The 22763-nt window shown below is 36.2% G+C and carries 17 protein-coding genes and 1 pseudogene; 15 read left to right on the forward strand and 3 right to left on the reverse strand.

The genetic code is table 11. From position 1 onward, the window contains the following. Positions 1 to 15 precede the first annotated feature (15 nt). From B1B04_RS18680 to B1B04_RS18710, 7 genes are all read left to right on the forward strand, one after another. Entirely contained in the window at positions 16 to 1113 is a 1098-nt protein-coding gene (locus B1B04_RS18680; RefSeq protein ID WP_079562909.1) for a pentapeptide repeat-containing protein, read from the forward strand. Positions 1114 to 1147: 34 nt separating this feature from the next. Then, complete coding sequence (locus tag B1B04_RS18685; protein ID WP_079562910.1) at positions 1148 to 1645, forward strand: hypothetical protein; 498 nt, start codon at positions 1148 to 1150, stop codon at positions 1643 to 1645. Positions 1646 to 1722: 77 nt separating this feature from the next. Beyond that, entirely contained in the window at positions 1723 to 2121 is a 399-nt protein-coding gene (locus B1B04_RS18690; RefSeq protein WP_053596527.1) for a DUF4280 domain-containing protein, read from the forward strand. 30 nt (positions 2122 to 2151) lie between these two features. Further along, positions 2152 to 7638 (forward strand): DUF6531 domain-containing protein, encoded by a 5487-nt coding sequence (locus B1B04_RS18695; protein WP_079562911.1) that lies wholly within the window; start codon positions 2152 to 2154, stop codon positions 7636 to 7638. Further along, positions 7635 to 8075, forward strand: a complete 441-nt coding sequence (locus B1B04_RS18700) for an ankyrin repeat domain-containing protein (RefSeq protein ID WP_079562912.1) — start codon at positions 7635 to 7637, stop codon at positions 8073 to 8075. The genes B1B04_RS18695 and B1B04_RS18700 overlap by 4 nt, the downstream gene beginning before the upstream one ends. Before the next feature lie 390 nt (positions 8076 to 8465). Continuing rightward, entirely contained in the window at positions 8466 to 9200 is a 735-nt protein-coding gene (locus B1B04_RS18705; protein WP_079562913.1) for a hypothetical protein, read from the forward strand. Between the two features lie 47 nt (positions 9201 to 9247). Next, positions 9248 to 11398, forward strand: a complete 2151-nt coding sequence (locus B1B04_RS18710; protein ID WP_079562914.1) for a DUF6531 domain-containing protein — start codon at positions 9248 to 9250, stop codon at positions 11396 to 11398. A gap of 220 nt (positions 11399 to 11618) precedes the next feature. On the opposite strand, the gene B1B04_RS18715 is transcribed toward B1B04_RS18710, so the two are convergent. From B1B04_RS18715 to B1B04_RS18725, 3 genes are all read right to left on the reverse strand, one after another. Further along, on the reverse strand, positions 11619 to 11879 hold the full coding sequence (locus tag B1B04_RS18715) for a hypothetical protein (RefSeq protein ID WP_079562915.1): 261 nt from the start codon (positions 11877 to 11879) through the stop codon (positions 11619 to 11621). A gap of 360 nt (positions 11880 to 12239) precedes the next feature. Continuing rightward, the gene (locus B1B04_RS18720; protein WP_079562916.1) at positions 12240 to 12521 is read right to left on the reverse strand and encodes a hypothetical protein; all 282 of its coding nucleotides are present in this window, start codon (positions 12519 to 12521) and stop codon (positions 12240 to 12242) included. Then, entirely contained in the window at positions 12518 to 12790 is a 273-nt protein-coding gene (locus B1B04_RS18725; RefSeq protein WP_079562917.1) for a hypothetical protein, read from the reverse strand. Before B1B04_RS18725 ends, B1B04_RS18720 begins: the two co-directional genes overlap by 4 nt. Before the next feature lie 63 nt (positions 12791 to 12853). Between B1B04_RS18725 and B1B04_RS18730 the strand changes: the two genes are divergently transcribed. The 8 genes and pseudogenes from B1B04_RS18730 to B1B04_RS18760 all read left to right on the forward strand — a co-directional run bounded on the left by B1B04_RS18730 (position 12854) and on the right by B1B04_RS18760 (position 22461). Then, entirely contained in the window at positions 12854 to 13261 is a 408-nt protein-coding gene (locus B1B04_RS18730; RefSeq protein WP_079562918.1) for a hypothetical protein, read from the forward strand. 388 nt (positions 13262 to 13649) lie between these two features. Next, positions 13650 to 13808: a competence pheromone ComX gene (gene comX, locus B1B04_RS18735; protein WP_079562919.1), complete on the forward strand. Its 159-nt coding sequence runs from the start codon at positions 13650 to 13652 to the stop codon at positions 13806 to 13808. Between the two features lie 131 nt (positions 13809 to 13939). Beyond that, entirely contained in the window at positions 13940 to 16135 is a 2196-nt protein-coding gene (locus tag B1B04_RS18740) for an ATP-binding protein (RefSeq protein WP_346427000.1), read from the forward strand. 305 nt (positions 16136 to 16440) lie between these two features. Then, entirely contained in the window at positions 16441 to 16731 is a 291-nt protein-coding gene (locus B1B04_RS26490) for a serine hydrolase (protein WP_254864986.1), read from the forward strand. Between the two features lie 2 nt (positions 16732 to 16733). Beyond that, complete coding sequence (locus tag B1B04_RS18745) at positions 16734 to 17738, forward strand: serine hydrolase domain-containing protein (protein WP_254864987.1); 1005 nt, start codon at positions 16734 to 16736, stop codon at positions 17736 to 17738. Between the two features lie 388 nt (positions 17739 to 18126). Continuing rightward, positions 18127 to 18815, forward strand: a pseudogene (locus B1B04_RS18750) (endonuclease V). Between the two features lie 77 nt (positions 18816 to 18892). Beyond that, positions 18893 to 19372, forward strand: coding sequence for an SMI1/KNR4 family protein (locus B1B04_RS18755; protein WP_427484167.1), 480 nt, complete (start codon positions 18893 to 18895; stop codon positions 19370 to 19372). Between the two features lie 224 nt (positions 19373 to 19596). Further along, positions 19597 to 22461 carry a hypothetical protein gene (locus tag B1B04_RS18760; protein WP_079562921.1) on the forward strand — a complete coding sequence of 955 codons (2865 nt, stop codon included), beginning with the start codon at positions 19597 to 19599 and terminating at the stop codon, positions 22459 to 22461. The last annotated feature ends 302 nt before the right edge of the window (positions 22462 to 22763 follow it).

Here is a 22763-nt window from a genome sequence, read left to right on the forward strand (position 1 = left end):
TGAGGATGTGAACGCATGAAACGAGAAGAAGCATTACAGCATTTTATGGATGAATGCGTGTCAGTTCATATCAGCCGATTACAAGAGAAGGTTGATCGACAGTTTCGCCAAGAGAAGGAAAACTTATTAAAACCAATCATTAACTCGCTTGAACAATTGTTTGCAAATATTGGAAATCGGCAGGGGCAAGGGAAGTTGGCACCAGTTGCCTTTATTCATTTTTCATTGCTACGAACATCATTACTAGATAACAAGTGTACGTATTTGCTAGAAGCCTATGGAGAAAAATGGTACTACGACTGGGGAGAATGCACGGCACAATATGAAGCGGATTGGCTTAGTGAGGCGATTATAGATTTACACAAAACGCTTGAAAAAGAAAGAAAGCCATATCTCTCCATCCAAGCAGCTGACGTTCGAGGAATTATTCAACAGACAGTGATTCTGTTTCATCAGTATATTATTCAATTGGTACGCTATCTCTTCCGTTATCAAAAAGAAAGCGTACCTGAAATAGACTTTAATCGAGCCGCGTGTTTACGATTTCGTGTCGGTGAATATAAAGGATTTAGTGAAGATGTTGCGATCATCGACGAACGAGAACGGGTGCAAGAAAATCTTGTCTCATGGTTAGAGAAAAACGAGATGGACAAATCGTATACGTTTGAAAACTTCTCAAGTCTACAATTACAGCAAAAACACTTCAACGAAATGGACTTTTCCTATGCAAACTTCAATGGCAGTGACTTAGAAGGGGCTTCATTGAAACAAAGTGTTTGCGTCGGTACTAGTTTTGTAGATTGTAGCTTAGCGAATGTTGATTTTTCCTATGCAGGCATTCAAGATGCTGATTTTCGAAATGCCAATTTAGCAGGTGCTAATTTTACGCATGCACAGGGAAAAACGCTGCTGCTTCCCGATGACGAAGTTGCCTGTTACCTAGGTACTGATTTCAGTCATGCGAATTTGGAAAATGCAAAATTTGAGTTTGCGCAGATTGCAGGCGCTAATTTTACAGGTGCTAATTTAAAAGGAGCTACCTTTTTTAAACGCGATCAAGAGAAGTGTCTATTTAGCCCAGACCAGATAAAAGACATTCAGTGGATTCATTAAAAATCAACAGAAATGATAGTTACAGGAGGAAAAGATGGAGTATTTTATTGTTCGGCAAGATCAAAGCATTACAAATCCAATTATTCCTTTCAAAACAGACCTCGATGATAACTTTGTTTGTTCATCTGTATTCGGGGAAGTAATAGAAAAAGAAAACGCGGTATATCTGGATTATTTAGAGAAGCCCCGAAGAATCGTGTCGGATGATTTAAAAGGGTTATTGGTGAAATATGAGGATAACTTAGAATTTACAGCGATTGTCTTTACGGATGTGAAGAAAGGAACACAGCGTGTGCATTGGCTTATGGACATTGTCAAGAAGAACTGTATTTCCGATGAGACGGCTTATTATCCAGACGGACAAATAAAGGAGCTCGTAATTGACCCGAAGAAAGTGGAACTGGATTGTATTTTTCAAGTCGACGGCAAAAAGGAATCGTTCACCATCGTCAATTTAGACGTGGCAGAAAGTATGCTACGACGACCATATCTCGGGATTCAGCTGCAGCGAGTAAAACTACAAAGTCGATAGATCATTCTAATAAATCATTCCAAAACACTGTCGTAGTTTGAAACAGTGTTCAAGCGATACGAAAGGAAGGATATTTAATGGCTCAAGTTGTAGAAAGTTTGGAAACAGAAGGTTCGGAACAAGAGCAATTTAGTTATGTCGTACATGGAGCAATCATTTCATGTGAACATGGTAGCCATCTCAATTATTTAAATTTGCCGCAAGACCATGGCGTTTATATTAAAGAAAAAGCCGTCATGAATGTAGGGGATCGAAACCCTGACAACATCCCAACCTTTGGTGTTTGTTTACAGTTGCAAAAACCATGTACGCCAACATGTTCCATTGATTGGATGGAAGGAATGGAAAATGTCAATATCGAGGGGAAGCAAGCGTTATTAAGCCGCTGCCATACCCAATGCTCAGCAGGTGGAGGCAAAATCGAAATTATTCATGACGGACAAGAGGAAGTAGAAATACCGAAACAAGGTTTTTAAAAGACGAGGTTGATTGAAAGGAGGTAAGTAATGAAATCGCTAGAAGAAAAGGAAGTACACATGGTTAGTACGTATGAGGATCTTGTGCTCGAATGGCCTTATCCACTTATTCATTTAGATAAACTAACTATCAAACATAAGGGCAATGACCATGCGAGGCTGTACTTTACGGGAATGATCGCTGAAGAGCAAGCGCAAAAGTATATTCAGCGGGTCAATCATACAGATGAAGTGGTTGTGAAATTTGGAAAAGAAAGTGCCATATTGTTCTCAGGAAGAATTGAAAATGCAGAGTTGCAGGCATCACAAGGAGTGCACTATGTCTCCGTTGAGGCTGTATCATTTACTGCAGATATGGATATTGCGAAGCGCTCACGTTCTTTTCAAGATGCGAATATGACGTATGTGCAATTAATAAATCACATCGTGAAAGCCTATCCTAACGGGGATTACATCGACCAAGCTTCTAATGGTCAAGCCATTGGTAGTATCGCGATTCAATACTTAGAAACAGATTGGGAATTTATTAAAAGAATGGCCTCTCATTTGCACGCAGTTGTTTTTCCAGATTTAAAAGGAAAAGGTGCTCGATTTTGGCTTGGTACACCTCAAAGTAGGAAAAGTATAACGATCGACCATCTGCCATCTATATTACGTATGGACGTCGATGCGTATCGGTTGATTACTGAAAACGATGGTACGGATGTGAGTGAAGCCGATTATACTTTTTGTGAGTTTGAAAGCACGGAGCCCCATGAGTTGGGCACGTTGGTGCAATTCAAGGGAAGTTCCTATGTTGTAACGGTTAGGGAAACCCATCTTGATGGGGGTGTGCTGAAGTTTCAATATACTGCCCAACCAGAGAAAAGTATTCGTCAACGATTAGCACGCAATTTAGACCTCATTGGCGCAGCATTTACAGGAAAGATCATTGATGTTACACAAAACACCGTTAAAATTCATTTAGATATAGATAAAAGCCAGGACCAAGCAAAAGCACATTGGTTTGCCTATTCAGCAGATGCCAATGGTGTTATGTATTTAATGCCTCAAAAAGGTGCACGTGCTCAATTGCATTTTCCAAGTGCAGTTGAAGAAGAAGCCATCGTTATCAGCTCGGTGCGTGTGAATCCAGCCACACCAGAGGGCGGGCAAAAGCAGACGAAGAAAATGGCGGACACTACCGTTAAATCATTGGCGACCAATGTCGGGAAAGATGTGACATTAGGTGTTGGTGATATTACTTTTAGTGCAGTAGATGGCGTATTGGACTTAAAGATGGATGATGGAGACGGCGTAACATTTCAAAGTAACAGCACCATCATTCTTGCGGCGGATGAAACTCTCGAAATTAGTGGAATGAAAGAGCTAGCCGTAGAGGCGGAAGAATGGATTGCTATATCAGCGAAGGAACAAAGTCATGTGATTATGGCCGCTGACACACAATTAATTAGTACGCTTATTGAACAAGAAGGAATAGAGAAGAAGAGTCAACCACCGAAGTTAAATGAAGAAGCCATCGAAGCAATGAGTAAAGTTGACTTAATTTTCCCGCAAAAGGCAGAAGAGAAAAAAGAGAAAAAAGGCTGGTTTAGTAGTTTAGTAGATGGCGTAAGTGCAGCATTGGATGTTGCTGGATTTATTCCTGTCATAGGTACATTTGCAGATATTGCGAATGCAGGAATTAGCTTGGCAAGAGGGAATTACATGGATGCAGCCATGAACATTGTAGGTGCAGTCCCAGTAGTTGGTGATGCCGCGAAAGCAGCTTACAAGGTCAAAAAAGGGGCAAAACTCTTAGATAAAGCTGCTGATGCTGCAAAAGGTGCTGATAAGGCAATAGATGCTTCAAAAGCTTTAGCAAAAGGGATGAAGGCAGCTTATCCGAAAGTATCTAAAACGTTAGATGCAGTAAAGGGACTAGCGGAACTAGCTAACAAAGCATCTAAGGCTGTGAAGACGGCTGCAGATAAAGTCATTTCTTCGATGGATGAATTGCTCGGTGTGTCGAAGGCAATAGATGGTATGAAGGATATAGCTACAAAAGGGTTAACGAAATTTAATCGTAAAGTATTAATGGATAGTAAATTTAAATGTACACAAGGATTAAGTGAAAAATTTTGTCAATGGGGTTTTGAACCCGTTGATTTAATCACAGGACGTATGGTTTATGAAGATGTCGATTTTGAACTCCCTGGACCTATCCCCCTTTCATGGGAGCGTGCTTGGTACAGTGATAGTAGTCGGGTTGGCTTGTCAGGTCATGGTATGCACTTTACATACGATCTAGCCTTAGAGATATTTGAAGAAGATGACCTGATTGGGATTGTTGTGACGGATGGTCGTGCAGTTGGGTTTCCAATTTTACCAATAAACTTGCCGTATTTTAACAAACGAGAAAGAATGACTTTAACAAATACAGGCGAGGAGTATCATTTGTTTGAGCATGATACACGATTGATTTATGTATTTGAACAAACAACAGAAACAAAATACCGATTAAAAGAAGTGAAAAATGAACAAGAGCATCATATTCAATTTGCCTATAATCTTAAAGGGTTCCTATCTCAAGTAACAGACAGTGTTGGTAGAGTGCTAGAAGTTACGACGAATGAGGTAGGTAGAATGACAGAAGTCGCCTTATGTAACCAGATGAGTCGTGAAGTCTTAGTTCGCTATGATTACAATGATGGTCAAGATTTAATCGAAATACAAGATGCGTTAGGGCAGAATACGCATATAAAATATGTTAATCACTTAATGATGCAAAAAACGGATCGCAATAAAAATAGCTTCTTCTGGCGCTATGATGGGCCAACTACAGGTGCACGAGTCATCAAAACGTGGGGAGATGGCAATGTCCTTGCAGGAGAGCTTTCCTATCACGAGGGCTATAATGAAATTACGAATAGCTTAGGCGATAAAAGTTATTATTATTATAACGAAGATAACCTATGTACGAAAATTGTTCACCCAGATGGTAGTGAAGTCAGCTATCAATATAATGTGGACTTTGAGTTACTGCAAGAAGTAGATGAAGATGGTCGTGTGGAGACATATAGCTATGATGAGTGGGCAAATCCAGTGACGATTACTCTTGCAGATGGCAGTACCTTATCGGCACTATACGATGAAAAAGATAGAATGATTCAGGCAATTAACGCAGAGGGTGGCAGTCGTCAGTGGATTTATAATGAAAATGGGACATTGCAGGCAAATGTTTTAGAAGATGGTACGAAAACGGAATTTTTCTATAATAATAAATATTTAATTAAATCGGTGACAAATGCCCAAGGTCATATGGTAAGCTTAGCTTATGATGCTGATCTGAACCTGAGTCAAGTAACATTGCCAGACGGGACAAGTTCGACATGGGCGTATGACCGTCGTGGTAACTGCACAACAACGACAAATCCACTAGGGGTCACAGAAAAATTCCGTTATGATAAATTGAATCGTCTTGTACGGGCAAACTTATCAGATGGTAACGACGTACAATTGAAGTACAATGCCTATGATGATATCGTATTTGCGAAAGATATTCATACACAAGTAGCCTTTGATTATACTATTCTTGGAAGCTTAATATCCCGAGAACAAGGTGGAAAGAAAGTCAAATTCACCTATGATACAGAGGAGAAGTTAATCGCTGTCATTAATGAAAAAGGCGAAGCGTATCAGTTTGAACGTGATACGAAAGGGAATATCATCAAGGAAATTGGCTTTGATGAGATGGAAAGAACGTATGAGCGAAGTCTGGCAGGATTAGTTCAGAAGATTCAACGTCCGGGTGACCGTTGGACAGCGTATCAACATGACAATTTAGGGAATGTCATTCGGGCAGATTATTATGATGATACCTGGGAAACGTTTGGCTATGACAAAAATGGTTCGTTAATTGAGACTGAAAACGAGCATGTGAATGTAAAGCTGGAGCTAGACCCAGCTGGACAAGTCATCAAGGAGTGGCAAAATGACCATTGGATTGCGAGTACCTATGATGAATTAGGCAATCGTTCACAGATTACAAGTAGCTTAGGTGCAAAAATCGATGTCGCTCGTAATGAAATGGGGAATGTGTCGCAAATCACAGCTTCTCGCTCAGAGCAATCACTTTGGACAGTGTCAATGCAGTACAATGAACTTGGCCAAGAGATTGAGAGAATCTTACCAGGAGATGTCATCAGTAAATGGCAGTATGATGTAACAGGTAGACCAACACATCATCGAATAAGTAGTCAAAACCGCGATACACGAAGACGCGTGTATAATTGGGATGTCAATCATCAATTACGAAGCATGGTAAACGAGTTAACAGGTGTAAAAGTTACCTATGGTTACGATGAATTTAGTAACCTCATCTGGTCCAATCAAGGCGGTCAATTTGATTTCTTATACCGCAGTGTCGATGATGTCGGGAATTTGTATGAAACGAAAGAAAAGACCGATCGTGTTTATGGTGCTGGAAGCAGATTGCTTGAAACGAGAGAGGCAACTTTCACTTATGATGATGAAGGTAATCTGATTCAGAAGGTTGAGAAGAATGGTGATACGTGGAAGTACGAGTACTATGGTAATGGCATGATGTCGAAGGTCATTAGACCAGACAAAACAGAAGTTACTTTCAAGTATGACTCGCTAGGTAGACGGATAGAGAAGTGTTCTGACGAGAAAACTATGAGATTCGTATGGGATGGGAATACTATCCTACATGAGTATTTCTCGGAGGAAGATTCAGGCGAATTTGAAAACCTAGAGGAGTGTTCTTTACAGAGTAAATCTGAAATACCAGACAATTTAGTTACATGGGTGTTTAATGATGAGTTCATACCTTCAGCTAAAATCACGAGTGAAGGTAATTACAGTATCATTAGTGATTATCTTGGAACGCCTGTAGAAGCCTATGATGAAGAAGGTAATAAAGTTTGGTCAGCTGAGCTTGATATTTATGGACGAGTGATGGATTTCACTGGTGAGCAGGATTTCATTCCGTTCCGTTATCAAGGGCAGTATGAAGATGTTCAAACAGGATTGTATTATAATAGATTTAGGTACTACGACCCGGAACAAGGGAATTACACTCAAATAGACCCTATTGGACTTTCGGGTGGAAATCCTACGTTGTATGGTTATGTAAGTGATCCATTATGTGAAGTTGATGTGTTTGGTCTATTAAGACGCCCATATATAAGAAAATCTACTAGAGAAGAAATTGAAAGTAAAGCAAAAATAAAAGATGGTCGTTTTTTAGATAGTAATGAGGGTACGCCAATATCTGGTGGAAAACGACGGAAATATAGTATCGCAGATGGATTGTATGATATTGGTCATAAACCAGGTCATGAGCACTGGCGTGAGGTTGCGAAAGCTGAAGCTGAAGGTTTAACTCAGAAAGAATTTAATGATAGAATGAATAATCCTAATTTATACCATATCGAGGACCCTGTCTTGAATCAATCTCACAAGAACGAAGATAAATCAGGGAAACCGTGTAGGAAAGGAAAGAAAAGAAAATGAATAAATTCGATGATACACAGTTGTATACATTACTAAATGAATCTAATTACGGTAAAATTAATGCGTTTTTACAAAAATACGGTTTGGATAGTGTTGATAGGGACGGGCGTACGTTTTTGATGTCCGCGATTGTCGAAGGGAAGGAAGATATTGTGAATTACCTTGTGGATATTGGATGTAATGTTAATAATAAAGATAAATCGGGATTAACCGCACTGCATTTTGCAGCAATCTATGACAAATATAATATTGTTAAGGTTTTAATAACTCATGGTGCTGAAATTGATTCAGTAGACAACATAGGTAATACTCCTTTATGGAGAGCAATAATGGAAAATAACAACGAAACATCAACAATAAGGTATCTATTAGAGAATGGGGCAGATCCTAATAAGGAAAATAATCGTGGGGTAGCACCAAAAGATTTACAAGAATAGTGCGTTCTACAACCGATTCTATATTATTTGCTTGGAACAATGTATTTTAATAAGTTTTAAAACATATGTAAAGAAGACTTATAAGTACCTTCTTTACATATGTTTTTTATATTAGGAAATGGAAATGGTTTTTCGTATTGACACGAGAAGCAAAAACCTAAAGTAGACCTTGATAGTTTAAAAAGATAATAACTGTTTTATGGTTAAGTTGCATTTTAAAAAGCATGATTTAAAAAACAAATACATATGTTCAATTGAAAAAGTTAAATCTATCAGATGGTAACAAAGTGCAATTAAATTACAATGCCTATGATGATGTCATTTTCGCGAAAGATAACCATACGCAAGTAGCCAGCCACACCGGAAGGCGGGCAAAAGCAGACGAAGAAAATGGCGGACACTACCGTTAAATCATTGGCGACCAATGTAGGCAAAGATGTGACATTAGGTGCTGGAGATATTACCTTTAGTGCAGTAGATGGTGTCTTGGACTTAAAGATGGATGATGGAGATGGCGTAACATTTCAAAGTAACAGTACCATCATGCTTGCGGCCGATGAAACACTCGAAATTAGTGGAATGAAAGAGCTAGCCGTAGAAGCGGAAGAATGGATTGCGATATCAGCGAAGGAACAAAGTCATGTGATTATGGCCGCTGACACACAATTAATTAGTACGCTCATTGATCAAGAAGGTATAGAGAAGCAAAGCCAACCACAGAAATTAAATGAAGAAGCCATCGAAGCTACGACGAAAGTTGATTTAATCTTCCCGCAAAAGGCAGAAGAGAAGAAAGAAAAGAAAGGCTGGTTTAGTAGTTTAGTAGATGGCGTAAGTGCTGCACTGGATGTTGCTGGATTTATTCCTGTCATCGGTACATTTGTAGATATTGCGAACGCTGGAATTAGCTTGGCAAGAGGGAATTACATGGATGCAGCCATGAACTTAGTAGGTGCAGTCCCAGTAGTTGGTGATGCCGCGAAAGCAGCTTACAAGGTCAAAAAAGGGGCAAAACTCTTAGATAAAGCTGCTGATGCTGCAAAAGGTGCTGATAAGGCAATAGATGCTTCAAAAGCTTTAGCAAAAGGGATGAAGGAGCTTATCCGAAAGTATCTAAAACGTTAGATGCAGTAAAGGGACTAGCGGAACTAGCTAACAAAGCATCTAAGGCTGTGAAGACGGCTGCAGATAAAGTCATTTCTTCGATGGATGAATTGCTCGGTGTGTCGAAGGTATTAGACGGTATGAAGGATATGGCCAAGGACGCGCTAAAGAAATTTAATCGTAAAGGATCAAAGAAGCAAAAGTGTACAAATGGGCAGAATAAAAAAAATACCAATACATGTTCAGATCCTGTGGATACAATTACCGGGCGTATGATTTATGAAGGTATCGACTTTGAACTACCTGGACCCATCCCCCTTTCATGGGAACGCGCATGGTACAGTGATAGTAGCCGCATTGGCTTGTCAGGTCATGGTATGCACTTTACATACAATCTAGCCTTAGAAATTTCTGAAGAAGAAGACCTGATTGGGATAGTTGTGACGGATGGTCGCGCAATAGGGTTTCCAATTTTACCAATAAACTTACCTTATTTTAACAAACAAGAAAGAATGACCTTAACAAATACAGGTGAGGAGTATCACCTATTTGAGCATGATACACGATTGATATATGTATTTGAACAAATAACAGAAACAACTTACCGATTAAAAGAAGTAAGAAATGAGCAAGCGCATCATATTCAATTTACTTATAACCTTAAAGGTTTCCTATCCCAAGTAACCGACAGTGTTGGAAGAGTGCTCGAAGTTACTACTAATGAGGCAGGCAGAATGACAGAAGTCGCCTTACGTAACCAGATGAGTCGTGAAGTCTTAGTTCGTTATGTTTACAATGATGTGCAAGATTTAATCGAAATCCAAGATGCATTAGGGCAAAGTACGCATTTAAAATATGTTAATCACTTAATGATGCAAAAAACAGATCGCAATAAAAATAGCTTCTTCTGGCGCTATGATGGCCCAACTACAGGTGCACGAGTAGTCAAAACATGGGGAGATGGCAATGTCCTTGCTTATGAGCTTTCTTATCACGAGGGCTATAACGAAATTACGAATAGCTTAGGCCATAAGAGTTATTACAATTTTAACGAAGATAACCTCTGTACGAAAATTGTTCATCCAGACGGTAGCGAAGAAAGCTATCAATATAATGGGGACTTTGAATTACTGCAAGAAGTAGATGAAGATGGTCGTGTGACGGCTTATAGCTATGATGAGTGGGCAAATCCAGTGACGATTACTCTTGCAGATGGTAGTACTTTATCCTCTAAGTACGATGAGAAGGATAGGCTGATTCAGGCAGTTAACGCAGAGGGTGGAAGTCGTCAGTGGATCTATAATGAAGACAGTACGTTACAGGCAAATATTTTAGAAGATGGCACAAAGACTGATTTTTCCTATAATGAGCAATTTTTAATTGAAACGGTGACAAATTCACAAGGCCATGTGGTAAGCTTAGCTTATGATGCTGATCTGAACCTGAGTCAAGTAACATTGCCAGATGGGACGAGTTCGACATGGGCATATGACCGTCGTGGGAATTGCACAACAACGACAAATCCGCTAGGGGCCACAGAGAAATTCCGTTATGATAACTTGAATCGTCTAGTAAGGGCAAATCTTTCAGATGGTAACGATGTTCAATTAAAGTACAATGCCTATGATGATGTCGTGTTTGCGAAAGATAACCATACGCAGGTAGCCTTTGATTACACCATACTTGGTAGCTTGGTATCTCGAGAACAAGGTGGAAAGAAAGTCAAATTCACCTATGATACAGAGGAGCAGTTAACCGCTGTCATCAATGAAAAAGGCGAAGCGTATCAGTTTGAACGAGATACGAAAGGGAATATCATCAAAGAAATCGGCTTTGATGAGATAGAAAAAATGTATGAGCGAAGTCTGGCAGGGGTGGTTCAGAGAATTCAACGACCAGGTGATCGTTGGACAGCGTATCAACATGACAATTTAGGAAATGTCATTCGTGCTGATTATTATGATGACACTTGGGAAACGTTTGGCTATGATAAAAATGGTTCGTTAATTGAGACCGAAAATGAGCATGTGAAAGTAAAACTGGAGAGAGACCCATCTGGACAAGTAATCAAGGAATGGCAGAATGACTATTGGATTGCGAGTATCTATGATGAATTAGGTAACCGTTCACAGATTACAAGTAGCTTAGGTGCAAAAATCGATGAAATCTTTTTCACCTTTAAATTCTGTAATTTCACCATAAATATCAAGCTCAGCTGACCAAACCTTATTTCCTTTTTCATTATAGGCTACAACAGGCGTTCCAAGATAATCACTAAATATGATGCTCTTGTTCATTTTTTACTTAATTTTAGCTGAAGGTATGAACCATGTAAAGGGGAGGTCATAAGCTCTTTCTTTACATATGTTTTTTATTTAAAAATTTACTATCTTCATCTAAGGGCCATGAGCCGTACTACAACGTGCTTTCACAAACAGATTACTGGTGGACAAACGTTAAAAATGCAAATTTATATATTACACGTGATGACGTTGCACGATTTATTTTATATGCGACGACAAACAATACCCAAAGCGGTGATGCTGCCTTTCTTCTGCTAAAAGATTTAAAAATTAAATTCCCGACATCATCGACACTACGGTGTAAGAAGTCAAGTTGACCGCCTTGATTGGACCAGACGAGGTTACTGAATTCATCGTAACCATAGGTAACTTTTACACCTGTTAACTCGTTTACCATGCTTCGTAATCGATGATTAACATCCCAATTATACACTCGTCTTCGTGTATCGCGCCTTTAACTAATTTTTCGATGGTGTATTGATCTACCTGTCGCATCGTACTGCTCTTGTATCAAGAAAACAATACATCAATACACGAAAAAACAATTCCAATCTAACAAAAAAACATATGTAAAGAAAGAACATACTGATGTCTTCTTTACATATGCTTCGGTATATAACAATCATTTATATCAAGTGATAAATAATAACAGGATGTAGTAAACTTATTACTTTGCGGTATCCCAAATATCAAATTCTTTTTTAGTCATCGCTGGTTGTAATACCAATTATATTCGCTTTGACAGGGAGATTATATCTTACTTGATTATCATTTTACCTACTTTATGAGGTCCTTCACAAATGATAAGTTCCGTATTACTACTTAGTAAGTGTTGTGGTGCATTATCAAATAAAAAACAGACTTCACAGTTATCTATCATTTTATTTTGCGTTGGATTCGTCCTATCAAATTTAATAGCTAAACTCCATATATTGCCGTCATCTAGTATCTCTGTAGTTGGATAATACTCTGTTCCTTTTGGAGGAGCCTTTCTTCCTCCTTCCGCTTCTGAAAACCAATATATTATTGCTTTTTTCATTTGCATCCTCCTAGTGTATTCAGACTTTTATCAGCTCGCACAGAGTTACGGCTCTTTACAGTAACAGAATTATGGTTTAAATCTGCAACTTCAAAGTAAAAGGCTGCTCCTATTCCATCATGTTTACCTGACGCTCTAAACGCTTTATCTACAATATTATCTGGAATATCAACCTCAACTACATAAAATTTAGGGTCTACACCATGCCCCATTCGCTGACCGAATGTAATAGCATCATCAAAACTATCCGCAAACCACTTTCCTGACATTCCATAGCTCAACGGTTGCAAGAAGGATTTCATTGGATTGTAGGTATAAAAGGAGATTTCGTTATGGAAATATACATAAAAGTTTTTGAGAATATGGAGTTTTTTTGTAATACTAAATTGATTGAGATAATTAAAGGTGTTTCGCAAGAAGAATGCGATGATATCCTTGATAGCAGAGATAGTGATGAGTTTTCAAATAAGTGGATGGAGGTATATGCTGAGGTAAGAAAGAAGTTAAAAAATAGTACAGTCGATACTTGGTATATACAAAAAATTGAAAGCTTAAGGGAGAGAACTTTTAAAGCAATATTTGAGCACTCAAAGTCATCCGATCTTGCGGCTTATTTATCAGATGATATTGCATTATTATTAGAGGCATTGCTTTGTGATATTAATAATAGTTGGTTAAATGGACTCTGGAAAGAATATTGTGCAGGAATAATCCCTTGTGGGAAAATACTCTTAGGATAAAGCCATAAGGCAAATTGAATCATTGGGGGAAATTGGACAAGTACTGAAAGTAGTTCCTTTTAAAAAAGATAAATAATGAATCATTGGCGTATTCCAACTTTAAAAGAGTAGAAGGAATACGCTTTTTTATTTTGAAATGATATCAAGTTATGGAAGGTTAAAATAGTGTTAAAACAAAATATTCGGAAAATTAGTACATTTTGTGAAAATGATACATAATCTATCGTTTATTTAGCGAATTGTAGAAAATATTGTTGATTAAACGTAAAGAGATAGTATAATGGGGGTATAGTTACATTTATGGTTATTAATCCCTTGGTAAAAGATTGGCAAAAGGTGTATTCCAGAAAGTGTAGCTATAAAAAAACTAATGAAATGAGGAGATTTTATGATTAATACGATCCAATATTTAGAGCAAAATCCGTCGATGGTAACTTTATTAAAAGAAAAAAAGGCTTCTCTACTTGGTGTTACAGAAATTGAACAAAAGGCAATTCTGGATTCTTTTGATGAAGAGCTGTGTGTTGAAAATCGCCTTTGGTATTAAGTAATATTAAAAGTATGTGGTTTTGGCTTGCTATAGGTATTTATTTAATAATGGGTTTTTACTTATTATATGTAACTTATAGCAAGCCTTTTATAAATATCGAGCTTAAGGAAGAAAATGGAGAATGGTTAGTGGTAGATTCATATTACAAAGATTGGGCTACTGAACAACAAATAGAACCCGGAGATATTATTATAAATGTAGATGGAACAGAGATTAATAATATTTCTAATATCAAATATGATTTCGTATTACGAGCAGCCAATGATTTAACGATAAAGAAATCTAATAGTAGTTTAATCCATATACACATAAAACCACTAGATATTCCCCAACAATTTTATTATGTACTAATAGCACCAACTTTTTATTTTTTTCTTACTCTTCTAATTTCTTTATTTTTGTATTTTAAACAAAAGAATAACCCTTTAGTGAATATACTAATATTTTTTATACTTACAGTTTCATTAGCATATGTTAGTATAGGCGCGTCGGGTAAAATGGATAATATTGGTATTGTGATAAATCGTAGTAGTATGATACTTTGCTTAGTCTTATTAATTCATTTTCTTAGGAAATACTTTTTATTTATGAATTTAAAATGGATTTTTATTGACAATATTAAAGTATTTTATTTACTGCCTTTAATTGCTTTTTTTTCAAGCATTTACAGTGTTTTATATCCTTTCATCAATCCTATATTCTCTAGTCTAACCCTTTGGATATTTTTTATTTTGCTAACTGTAATTCTAGGTATATTGGGAATAAGTTACTTGAAATTTAAAACACCACAATTAAAAATATTTTTAAGTAGTATCATCATCCCGTTTCTACCGTTTTTGTTGCTATATGCGTTGCCAGAAATAATCTTCAATAAACAAGTGCTCTCTGCGGATATTAGTTCTTTATTTCTAATGTTAATACCTTATAGTTTTATTTGCACACAGCTCACTGAACGTATTTTTGATATGGAGTACTTTATTACCCGTTTACGCCATTACTTTAATTTTTCATTTGTTTTTACTAGTTGGCTGTTAATGGGTCTTTATTGGCTTACTGATTTGTCTATGTCAAGAATGACGGAAATTTTCTTTTTTACATTCTTTTCTTTAATAGCACTTTTCTACATTAAAGAGAAAATAGATTATCATAAGCGAAAAATTCTTTTTTCAACAAAAGGGGATTATATCCATCGATTGTATACGACAGTTGATAGTATCGGAAGGGTCGTAAAAATTGAAGACTTACTTGAGAAATTTGTTCGAGAAATCACGGTACACCTTGAGATTAAACATGTTTACATATTAACCTACGATTTGCAAACACATCAAATTACTTCCACAAGGACATCCAAAGAATATACTCAAAATCAAATGAACGAAATAGAGCTTGAGCAACTCCGCTTGGGAGATATAAAGAAGACAGAGCATTTTTATATTGCTTTTATCCACCAAGATATGAATTATAAAAGAATACTAGTCGTAGACCACAATAAATCTATTCATCTAAAGGATGAGGAATTATTATGGCTTGAATTATTGCTTTTATATGTAAATAATTTTATTGAAAATACGAAAATGGTGGAAGATCTATTAGAGCAGTTAAAGCATATGAAAGAGGCTGATAAAAGTCAGTTACCGTGGCTTAATAAGTTACTTTGGCTACGATTTGAACAAGAAAAATATCAATTAGCACAAGAGCTTCATGATACGGTTTTACAAGAGCAACTCCATATTGCTAGGGAGATGGATGTATTTATCCACGCGAAGAAAAAGACGGATATTCAATCGGGTCTTGGTAAGATCCATGAACACATGATTACATCTTTAAATGATTTAAGAGGCTACTGTGAAAATTTGAAGCCGCCATTATTAGATACATTAGGCTTAAATGCTGCGCTTGAGAAGCTTATTCAAAAAGTTCATAAACGTTCTGATTTTGTTTTAATTTATACAATTGATCGTCTATATTTAGAGGATGAGCGTTTAAACTTGATGATTTATCGGCTTTTCCAAGAGTTGTTAAATAATGCTTTAAAACATTCGTATGCCAACACTGTCGAAATTCATCTATTAGAAACAGAACAGGGCTTTGAAATTATTTATGCTGATGATGGTGTAGGATGTAAAATGGAGGAAATCATAATTGCTGATTCAATGGGCATCCGGGGAATGCAAGATAGGGTACAGGCCTTTAATGGTCAGTTTTCTATCAACACCAATGTAGGAGAGGGAATGTCCATTCGAATTAAAGTAATTGAAGCGGATCATACCCATTCTTATGACTACGATACTTATAATAGAAGACCAATTCCTAGTAGAGGATAATATATGAATAGAAAGAAAGACATGAGCTATTTTCGTACCTCCTAATCTTTTCGTAATGTGTAAAATTCACAGTATGAATATGGATTAGGAGGTTTTGCTTTGAAGTATATTTATATAGAGAGGATTTAATATCTTCACGGATATAGAAGAAATGATCCTAAGGTATACATCACAACAAATGAAATTGATTTGAAAAGATAGCCGTTTACTAATCTATACAAGATATGCGGATTTAGTAACTAATCAGGTAAGGAAAATCCATCAATATAAAGAAAGATTAATTATTCTAGTAAGGAGAAACTCACATGCTTTTAGAGGAACGGTTAAATAATTGGATAGATTCTTATAATCGAAACGGTTATTTGAATGGTACTTTATTAATTGCATCCAATGAGAATATTCTTTTAAACAGAGGTTTTGGTATGGCGAATTGGGAGCATAGCGTTCCGAATGTGCCAACAACTAAATTTCGTATTGGGTCACTTACGAAAGCATTTACAGCGTTGGCTATATTTCAATTGCATGAAAAGCAAAAATTGTATATGGATGATTACGTAGGAAAATTTCTACTTGATTATCCGAATGGCAACAAATAACAATCTATCATTGTTTAACTAATAGTTCCGGAGTACCTAATTACACAAATGCCCCTGATTTTTGGTTTCGTACAATGAGACTGCCATCCACATTAAATCAGCTAATTGATTCCTTTAAAGAAAAGGATTTAGAGTTTGAACCTGGTAGTAATTTTGGCTATTCAAATTCAGCGTATGCTTTGTTAACGGCCATTATTGAAAAAGTTTCAGATATGCCTTATGCAAATTACATACAGCAGCATATATGTCATCCATTAGGTATGTATCATACAGGCTGTGATGATGGAATAAAGGTTGTTCCGGGTTTAGCATCTGGCTATTCATTTTGGGAAGAACCAATTCATACAGCGTATGCGGATATGTCATTTCCATTAGGCTCCTATGGTTTATATTCAACTACAGAGGACCTATTTATTTGGGATCAGGCATTAAAATCCTCCAAATTTCTTCGCAAGGAATTAACAGAGAAAATGTTGACTCCAAATATTGAGTCTTATGCTTGTGGCTGGATGGTTTCTGAAATAATGGGGAAAAAATGTGTGCATCATTTTGGAGATATTAGCGGTTTTTCGAGTGATTTCCTTAGATTTGTTGATGATCAAGTTACGATTATCTTTTTAAGTAATATGAATGTTACACCTGTCATGCATTTAAGTAGAGAGATTGCAAAAATTGTTTTTGATAAAAATGTATCTTCACCAGCACCTGCAGTTCCGATAGCATTCATAAAGAAAGAATCAATCGTTGGGCAATATGTAATAGAAAATGAAGACAAAGTACTTACCATTACTATTAAAAATAAAGAACTTTATCTAACAGTCCCCAAGATGTATGGAGATTTATATAAATTTAAACTTATACCATTTAGTCATGACGCTACGAAAACGGCTTTTTTAACCGAGATGATTTATGAACGATTGATATTTACTTATTCATTATCAGGCGAAATAGAGCGTGTGCAATACGTCGATTGTTTTGAAAAAACTTATATGCTTTATAAACAATAGATAGAGCATCAATATTATATTTTGAAACTTAGAATGAGGCATCCCAACTCATTAGTTGAGATGCCTCATTGAATTTATGCATTAAATACGCTTAGCGTGAACACGAAGATACTTTTCGACATCATTGTAAAGTCCTGCTTGGTTTGCGTATTTCACGTAGTTTTTTGCGGTTCTTATGACTTCGATGCGTATCATAGAAGGCCAACTTACTCATAGAAAAAAGACATGAGCTATTTTCATACCTCCTAATCTTTTCGTAATGTGCAAAATTCACAGTACGTGTATAGATTGGAGGCTTTTGCTTTGAGGTGCAACATTTCCATTAACAAATACCCCATTATTTGTATGTCGTGATAGTATATTCATATAGAGAGGAGATGATATCTTCATGGAAATGGAAGATATGATCTTGAATTATACATCGCAACAAAATGAATTAAGGAAGCGTATTTCACTACAAAACAATTTTTCAGCTAATCAAATTAAACTCGTTGCAGGAGTAGATATTGCCTATTGGGGTGAATTAATAATGAATATGGAGCTTGTTGCATCCAAGTTATTGATTTTAATTCCAAAAAGATAGTTGAACAAATTGAGTACATAAATGAAATTACAATACCATATACTTCTGGTTTTTTAGCCTTTCGTGAATTGCCTCTTGTATTAGAGGCTGTTAAAAAATTGAGAACGAATCCAGACCTTTATATGTTTGATGGAAATGGGTATTTGCATAATCGTCATATGGGCATTGCTACCCATGCCTCATTCTTCTTGGAAAAACCGACAATTGGTGTTGCCAAAACTTATTATAAAATAGAGAACACAGATTTTATAATGCCGAAAAATATAGCTGGAGCGTTTACTGATATTGTGATTGCTGGGGTAGTGTATGGTCGTGCTCTAAGAAGTAGAAAGGATGTTAAACCGATATTTGTTTCATGTGGTAACGAGATTGATTTAGATACGGCAATTAATATGACGATGCATTTTATTGAAAAAGATAGCCGTTTACCAATCCCCACAAGATATGCTGATTTAGCAACTCATCAGGCAAGAAAACTACAACGAGATTATTAAAATGAGAGGGATAAAATTTGAAAAGTGAAGCCGAAATTCTATGGAATCGTATCATTGAAAAAAATTCGAAGTTAGAAATGAATGGTAGAGAAGCATTAAACCTTCAGCCTGGTGCAACAGCTGAAGAATTTCAACTAATCGAAACTACATTAGGTATTACTCTCACTGAAGAGATGAAAAGTTTTTATAGTATATTTAATGGGCAAGATTGGTCGCAAGGAGTACTGCCCTTTGCTAGAAATTTAACACTTTCTCCTATTTCTGAAATTATTGATAATTGGGAGTTTCTACAGGAGGAGATTGATCCAGATGATTTGTTTCCAGATATAGAGTATGGTGTTGAGGTTAAACCAACGCTTTGGAATAAAAAATGGATTCCGATTGCTGAAAATGGTGGAGGTGATTATCTTTGTCTTGATACAGATCCAACAAAAGAAGGAGTAGTGGGTCAGGTCTTGTATTTTTGGCATGATTGGGGAAATCGAACAATTGAGGCAAAGGGTCTTTTTGAATTTATAGAAATCTGTTTAAATGAAAAAAATGATTCTGATATTTAATAAGGAGATAAACGACGATGATTCAGTTGATGAAGCGGCAATAGATTCTTCAGTATATAGAGAGTGAAATAAATAGTGTGAAAATCAATGTGAAATCAAAATAGTATTATTTTCTGTATTGGAATAGGAGGAAATACACTTTTTAGAATTAATCTATAAAATGAAGAGAATTATTAAAAATGTAGCCGATATAATTCAATAGATGATAGAGGAGGTATGGAAATTTGAATAAAAAATTACTTTTTACAGCAGCAGCTATTCCAGCGGCTCTATTTGTACCAACAGTTGCAGGAGCGGCGGGAACCGATACAGTTACAGTTACAGGGAAAAATACAGTAAATGAAACGTTAAAAGCTTCTATCGAAAACTTACCAGCAAGTTCAATTGTTAAAGGTTATCAATGGTACTATGTAGGTGGCTCTAATGATTCAACGAATAAACCAATCTCTGGTGCCACAACAGCGTCATTTACAGTACCAGTAGAAGCAGCAGGCAAAGCAGTTTTCGTGGAAGCGACTACAACAGAAGGCAATAAGTATAAGAGTGAACCCCGTTCGATTAATGAACTAAAACTTTCAATAACTAAACCTAGAATTGAAAGTAGTTCAAAATATGCAGTACCTGGTGAATCGGTACAAGTAGGAGGAGCAATTGTAACCGATGATGCTGGGGCAAAGTTACAAAGCAATCAAATTACATATAGCTATCAATGGTTTTATAAAGTTGGTGAATCCTTCACAATAATTGATGGAGCTACTAAAGACACATACAGAATTCCTAATAATGCTTTAACAGATGGCATTACAGATATAATGGTCAAAGTCCAGGCAAAGGTAGGCACTTCTTTGGTAGAATCTGCCGAGTCTGATGTGATAACAATATCTAATGAACCATCCGATTCAATGATTGAAGAAATTAAAACTTTATTAGTAAATGACAACACATATAATGTAACAAGTTTAGAATCTTTTAAGGCTAAAGTAACGGAATTAGAAAGTAAATATGAGGCACTATCGGCTGCAGCAAAGGCGAATGTGAAAAATTATGATGTATTAAAGAGAGCTGCTGTAGATGTAGATGTAATAAGCAAGTTAAATGAGAAAGTAGATAAGGTAAAAGAGATTAATGAAAAAGACCTACCGAAGTATTTAAAAGAAATCGATGAGGCCTATGACAAGTTGGATTTATTACAACGCAGCTTAGATCTAAACGATGCCTTATACAATAGCATTAAAAACATTTTGAAAGATCCTACAGATATCGAAGAATTTAAAGAAGTTAGAAGACTAAATCAGGCAATTGTTGCATTATTAGACTATAAAAGTTCTTTTGTTACGTATGTACCTACTAGCATCGAATCTTTAAAATCAGCAGTAGAAACAATAGAAAAGGATATAGCAAAATTATCTCAAAATTACCGAGCAACTGTTCAAAATCAAGTGATTTTAAGTGATGCTAAATCGGATATCAAAAAGGTCGAACAATTTATTAAACTTTTCGATAAGCTGTCACCTAAAGAGTCACCTAGCAAACAGGTGACTACAGCAAAATCAATACGTACGGCTTATGAAAAACTAACTTATAAACAGCTACAACTAGTACCAACGGAATATAAGCATACATTACTTCAAGCTGAAAACGCAGAAAACAATCAAATAGACAACTTAAATAGAGAGATTGACAGTTATGTAGGCGATGTGGATGACAGTTACCCAATAGATCCATCAAAAGATTCTTGGCAAGGACATGTCAATAATGTAAACCGTATTATTAATGAGTATAAAGGTTTAACGAAAAATTCAGCGGCTAAAATTGTCGGGTATGATAGCTTGATAACTTTACAAAAGGATTTTAAAGCAGCTGAAAAAATTATTAAAGACATGGACGCTTACCAAAAGCTTTCAGAAACACCGGGGGTAGCTGAGAGTAAGTTAAAAACGAACTACACAAATGTATTGAAAGCTTATAATAAGTTAACTAGTTTACAACAGTCACTTGTTTATAATGCAAACGATTTTTTATTAAATACGCCAACAATTACAGTTAACGTAAATGGTAAGGAACCTGCTGATAAAGCGGCTGCATTGGCTTTAAAAGCCGAAGTTGAGAAGCTTGCTAATGTAACGAAATATACATTTGCACAATTCGAAAGTGCTGTAAATGCAGCAACAACAAAATATAAAAACCTATCTTCGGGTGGACGAAAGTATGTTACAAACTATTATTTATTAACAGCCGCCAGTAAAGATCTTTCTGGTGTTAAGTCATTCCATAAAAAAGTGCAAGCAGCACGACAAGAAACAGATGCTGCGAAACAAGCGAAAAAAATTCAAACCGTACAAACTGCATATGCTAAGCTACCAGCAAATCAACAGCATTTAGCCAAACAGCAATATGAAGATTTGCTCAATAATCGTCTAGAAGACGCACCAGATGTCACAACATTAAATAATGAGATTGCAAAAATTGTCTCAAATGATAATGAGACGTATACAGTTTCAATAGAAAAGATTAATGAGCTTTCAATTGAATATAAAAAGCTGAGCTCTAGTGATAAAAAACGTATTACGAATGCGTCGATCTTAACAACAGCGGTTTCCGATGTGAAAAAAGTAGAGTCATTTATGAAGACGTATGAAAAATCATTTACTAGTAATCCAACAACTGTTATTAAAGCTTTTAATAAGCTAACTTCAAAACAAATGAGTTTAGTTAGTCCAGAAATACGACAATCCATTATCGATAAGGATAAAGGTCAACAACAGTCTAATGAAAGTGCTTTGAAATTAGTTGAATCAATTAATTCACTGCTCGTAAATGGTGAATATATTGATGACTTGGAAACGAAAGTAAAAGAAATTCGTACAGCATATGATGCCCTTAGTTCTTCAGAAAAGAGTGTCGTGAAAAATTATTCTAAACTAACACAGGCCGAGAGTGACTTGAAAAAGGTAGCTGATGTACATGCGCTTTACGTACCTTCGACAGACGATAATGCAGCAGCTCGTAAAGCTTGGCAAACTGCGTACGGTAAGCTCTCGAAAAAATTAGAAATTTTATATAATAAAATGTATGTAAACGATTTATAAAACTGTTTAAGCCTAAACCCCGAATAACGAAATTATTCGGGGTTTTAGTATGCGCGATTGGCTTAGTTAGGTGATAAAGCATAAAAGTTTATCGATAAAAATCAAAAGTTAGGCGATAAAACGTGAAAGTTTATCGATAAAAATCAAAAGTTGGGCGATAAAACGTGAAAGTTTATCGATAAAATTCAAAAGTTGGGAGATAAAATATGAAAGTATTCCGATAAAATTAAAAGTTGGATGACGAAACGTAAAAATGTTTGCTACCGCTACGCTTCGGGCAAAAACCATCTGCCACTGCCGCT

The organism is Lysinibacillus sp. KCTC 33748 (assembly GCF_002237755.1).
Classification (GTDB): domain Bacteria; phylum Bacillota; class Bacilli; order Bacillales_A; family Planococcaceae; genus Lysinibacillus.

What these genes read in the sequence shown, in the direction of transcription:
- B1B04_RS18725 (WP_079562917.1), bottom strand. Translation starts at nt 12,790, where the DNA reads ATGTCAGGAAAGTGGTTTGCGGATAGTTTTGATGATGCTATTACATTC.
- B1B04_RS18720 (WP_079562916.1), bottom strand. Translation starts at nt 12,521, where the DNA reads ATGAAAAAAGCAATAATATATTGGTTTTCAGAAGCGGAAGGAGGAAGA.
- B1B04_RS18730 (WP_079562918.1), top strand. Translation starts at nt 12,854, where the DNA reads ATGGAAATATACATAAAAGTTTTTGAGAATATGGAGTTTTTTTGTAAT.
- B1B04_RS18755 (WP_427484167.1), top strand. Translation starts at nt 18,893, where the DNA reads ATGAATGGTAGAGAAGCATTAAACCTTCAGCCTGGTGCAACAGCTGAA.
- B1B04_RS18695 (WP_079562911.1), top strand. Translation starts at nt 2,152, where the DNA reads ATGAAATCGCTAGAAGAAAAGGAAGTACACATGGTTAGTACGTATGAG.
- B1B04_RS18715 (WP_079562915.1), bottom strand. Translation starts at nt 11,879, where the DNA reads ATGGTAAACGAGTTAACAGGTGTAAAAGTTACCTATGGTTACGATGAA.
- comX (WP_079562919.1), top strand. Translation starts at nt 13,650, where the DNA reads ATGATTAATACGATCCAATATTTAGAGCAAAATCCGTCGATGGTAACT.
- B1B04_RS18705 (WP_079562913.1), top strand. Translation starts at nt 8,466, where the DNA reads ATGGCGGACACTACCGTTAAATCATTGGCGACCAATGTAGGCAAAGAT.
- B1B04_RS18690 (WP_053596527.1), top strand. Translation starts at nt 1,723, where the DNA reads ATGGCTCAAGTTGTAGAAAGTTTGGAAACAGAAGGTTCGGAACAAGAG.
- B1B04_RS18700 (WP_079562912.1), top strand. Translation starts at nt 7,635, where the DNA reads ATGAATAAATTCGATGATACACAGTTGTATACATTACTAAATGAATCT.
- B1B04_RS18680 (WP_079562909.1), top strand. Translation starts at nt 16, where the DNA reads ATGAAACGAGAAGAAGCATTACAGCATTTTATGGATGAATGCGTGTCA.
- B1B04_RS18685 (WP_079562910.1), top strand. Translation starts at nt 1,148, where the DNA reads ATGGAGTATTTTATTGTTCGGCAAGATCAAAGCATTACAAATCCAATT.
- B1B04_RS26490 (WP_254864986.1), top strand. Translation starts at nt 16,441, where the DNA reads ATGCTTTTAGAGGAACGGTTAAATAATTGGATAGATTCTTATAATCGA.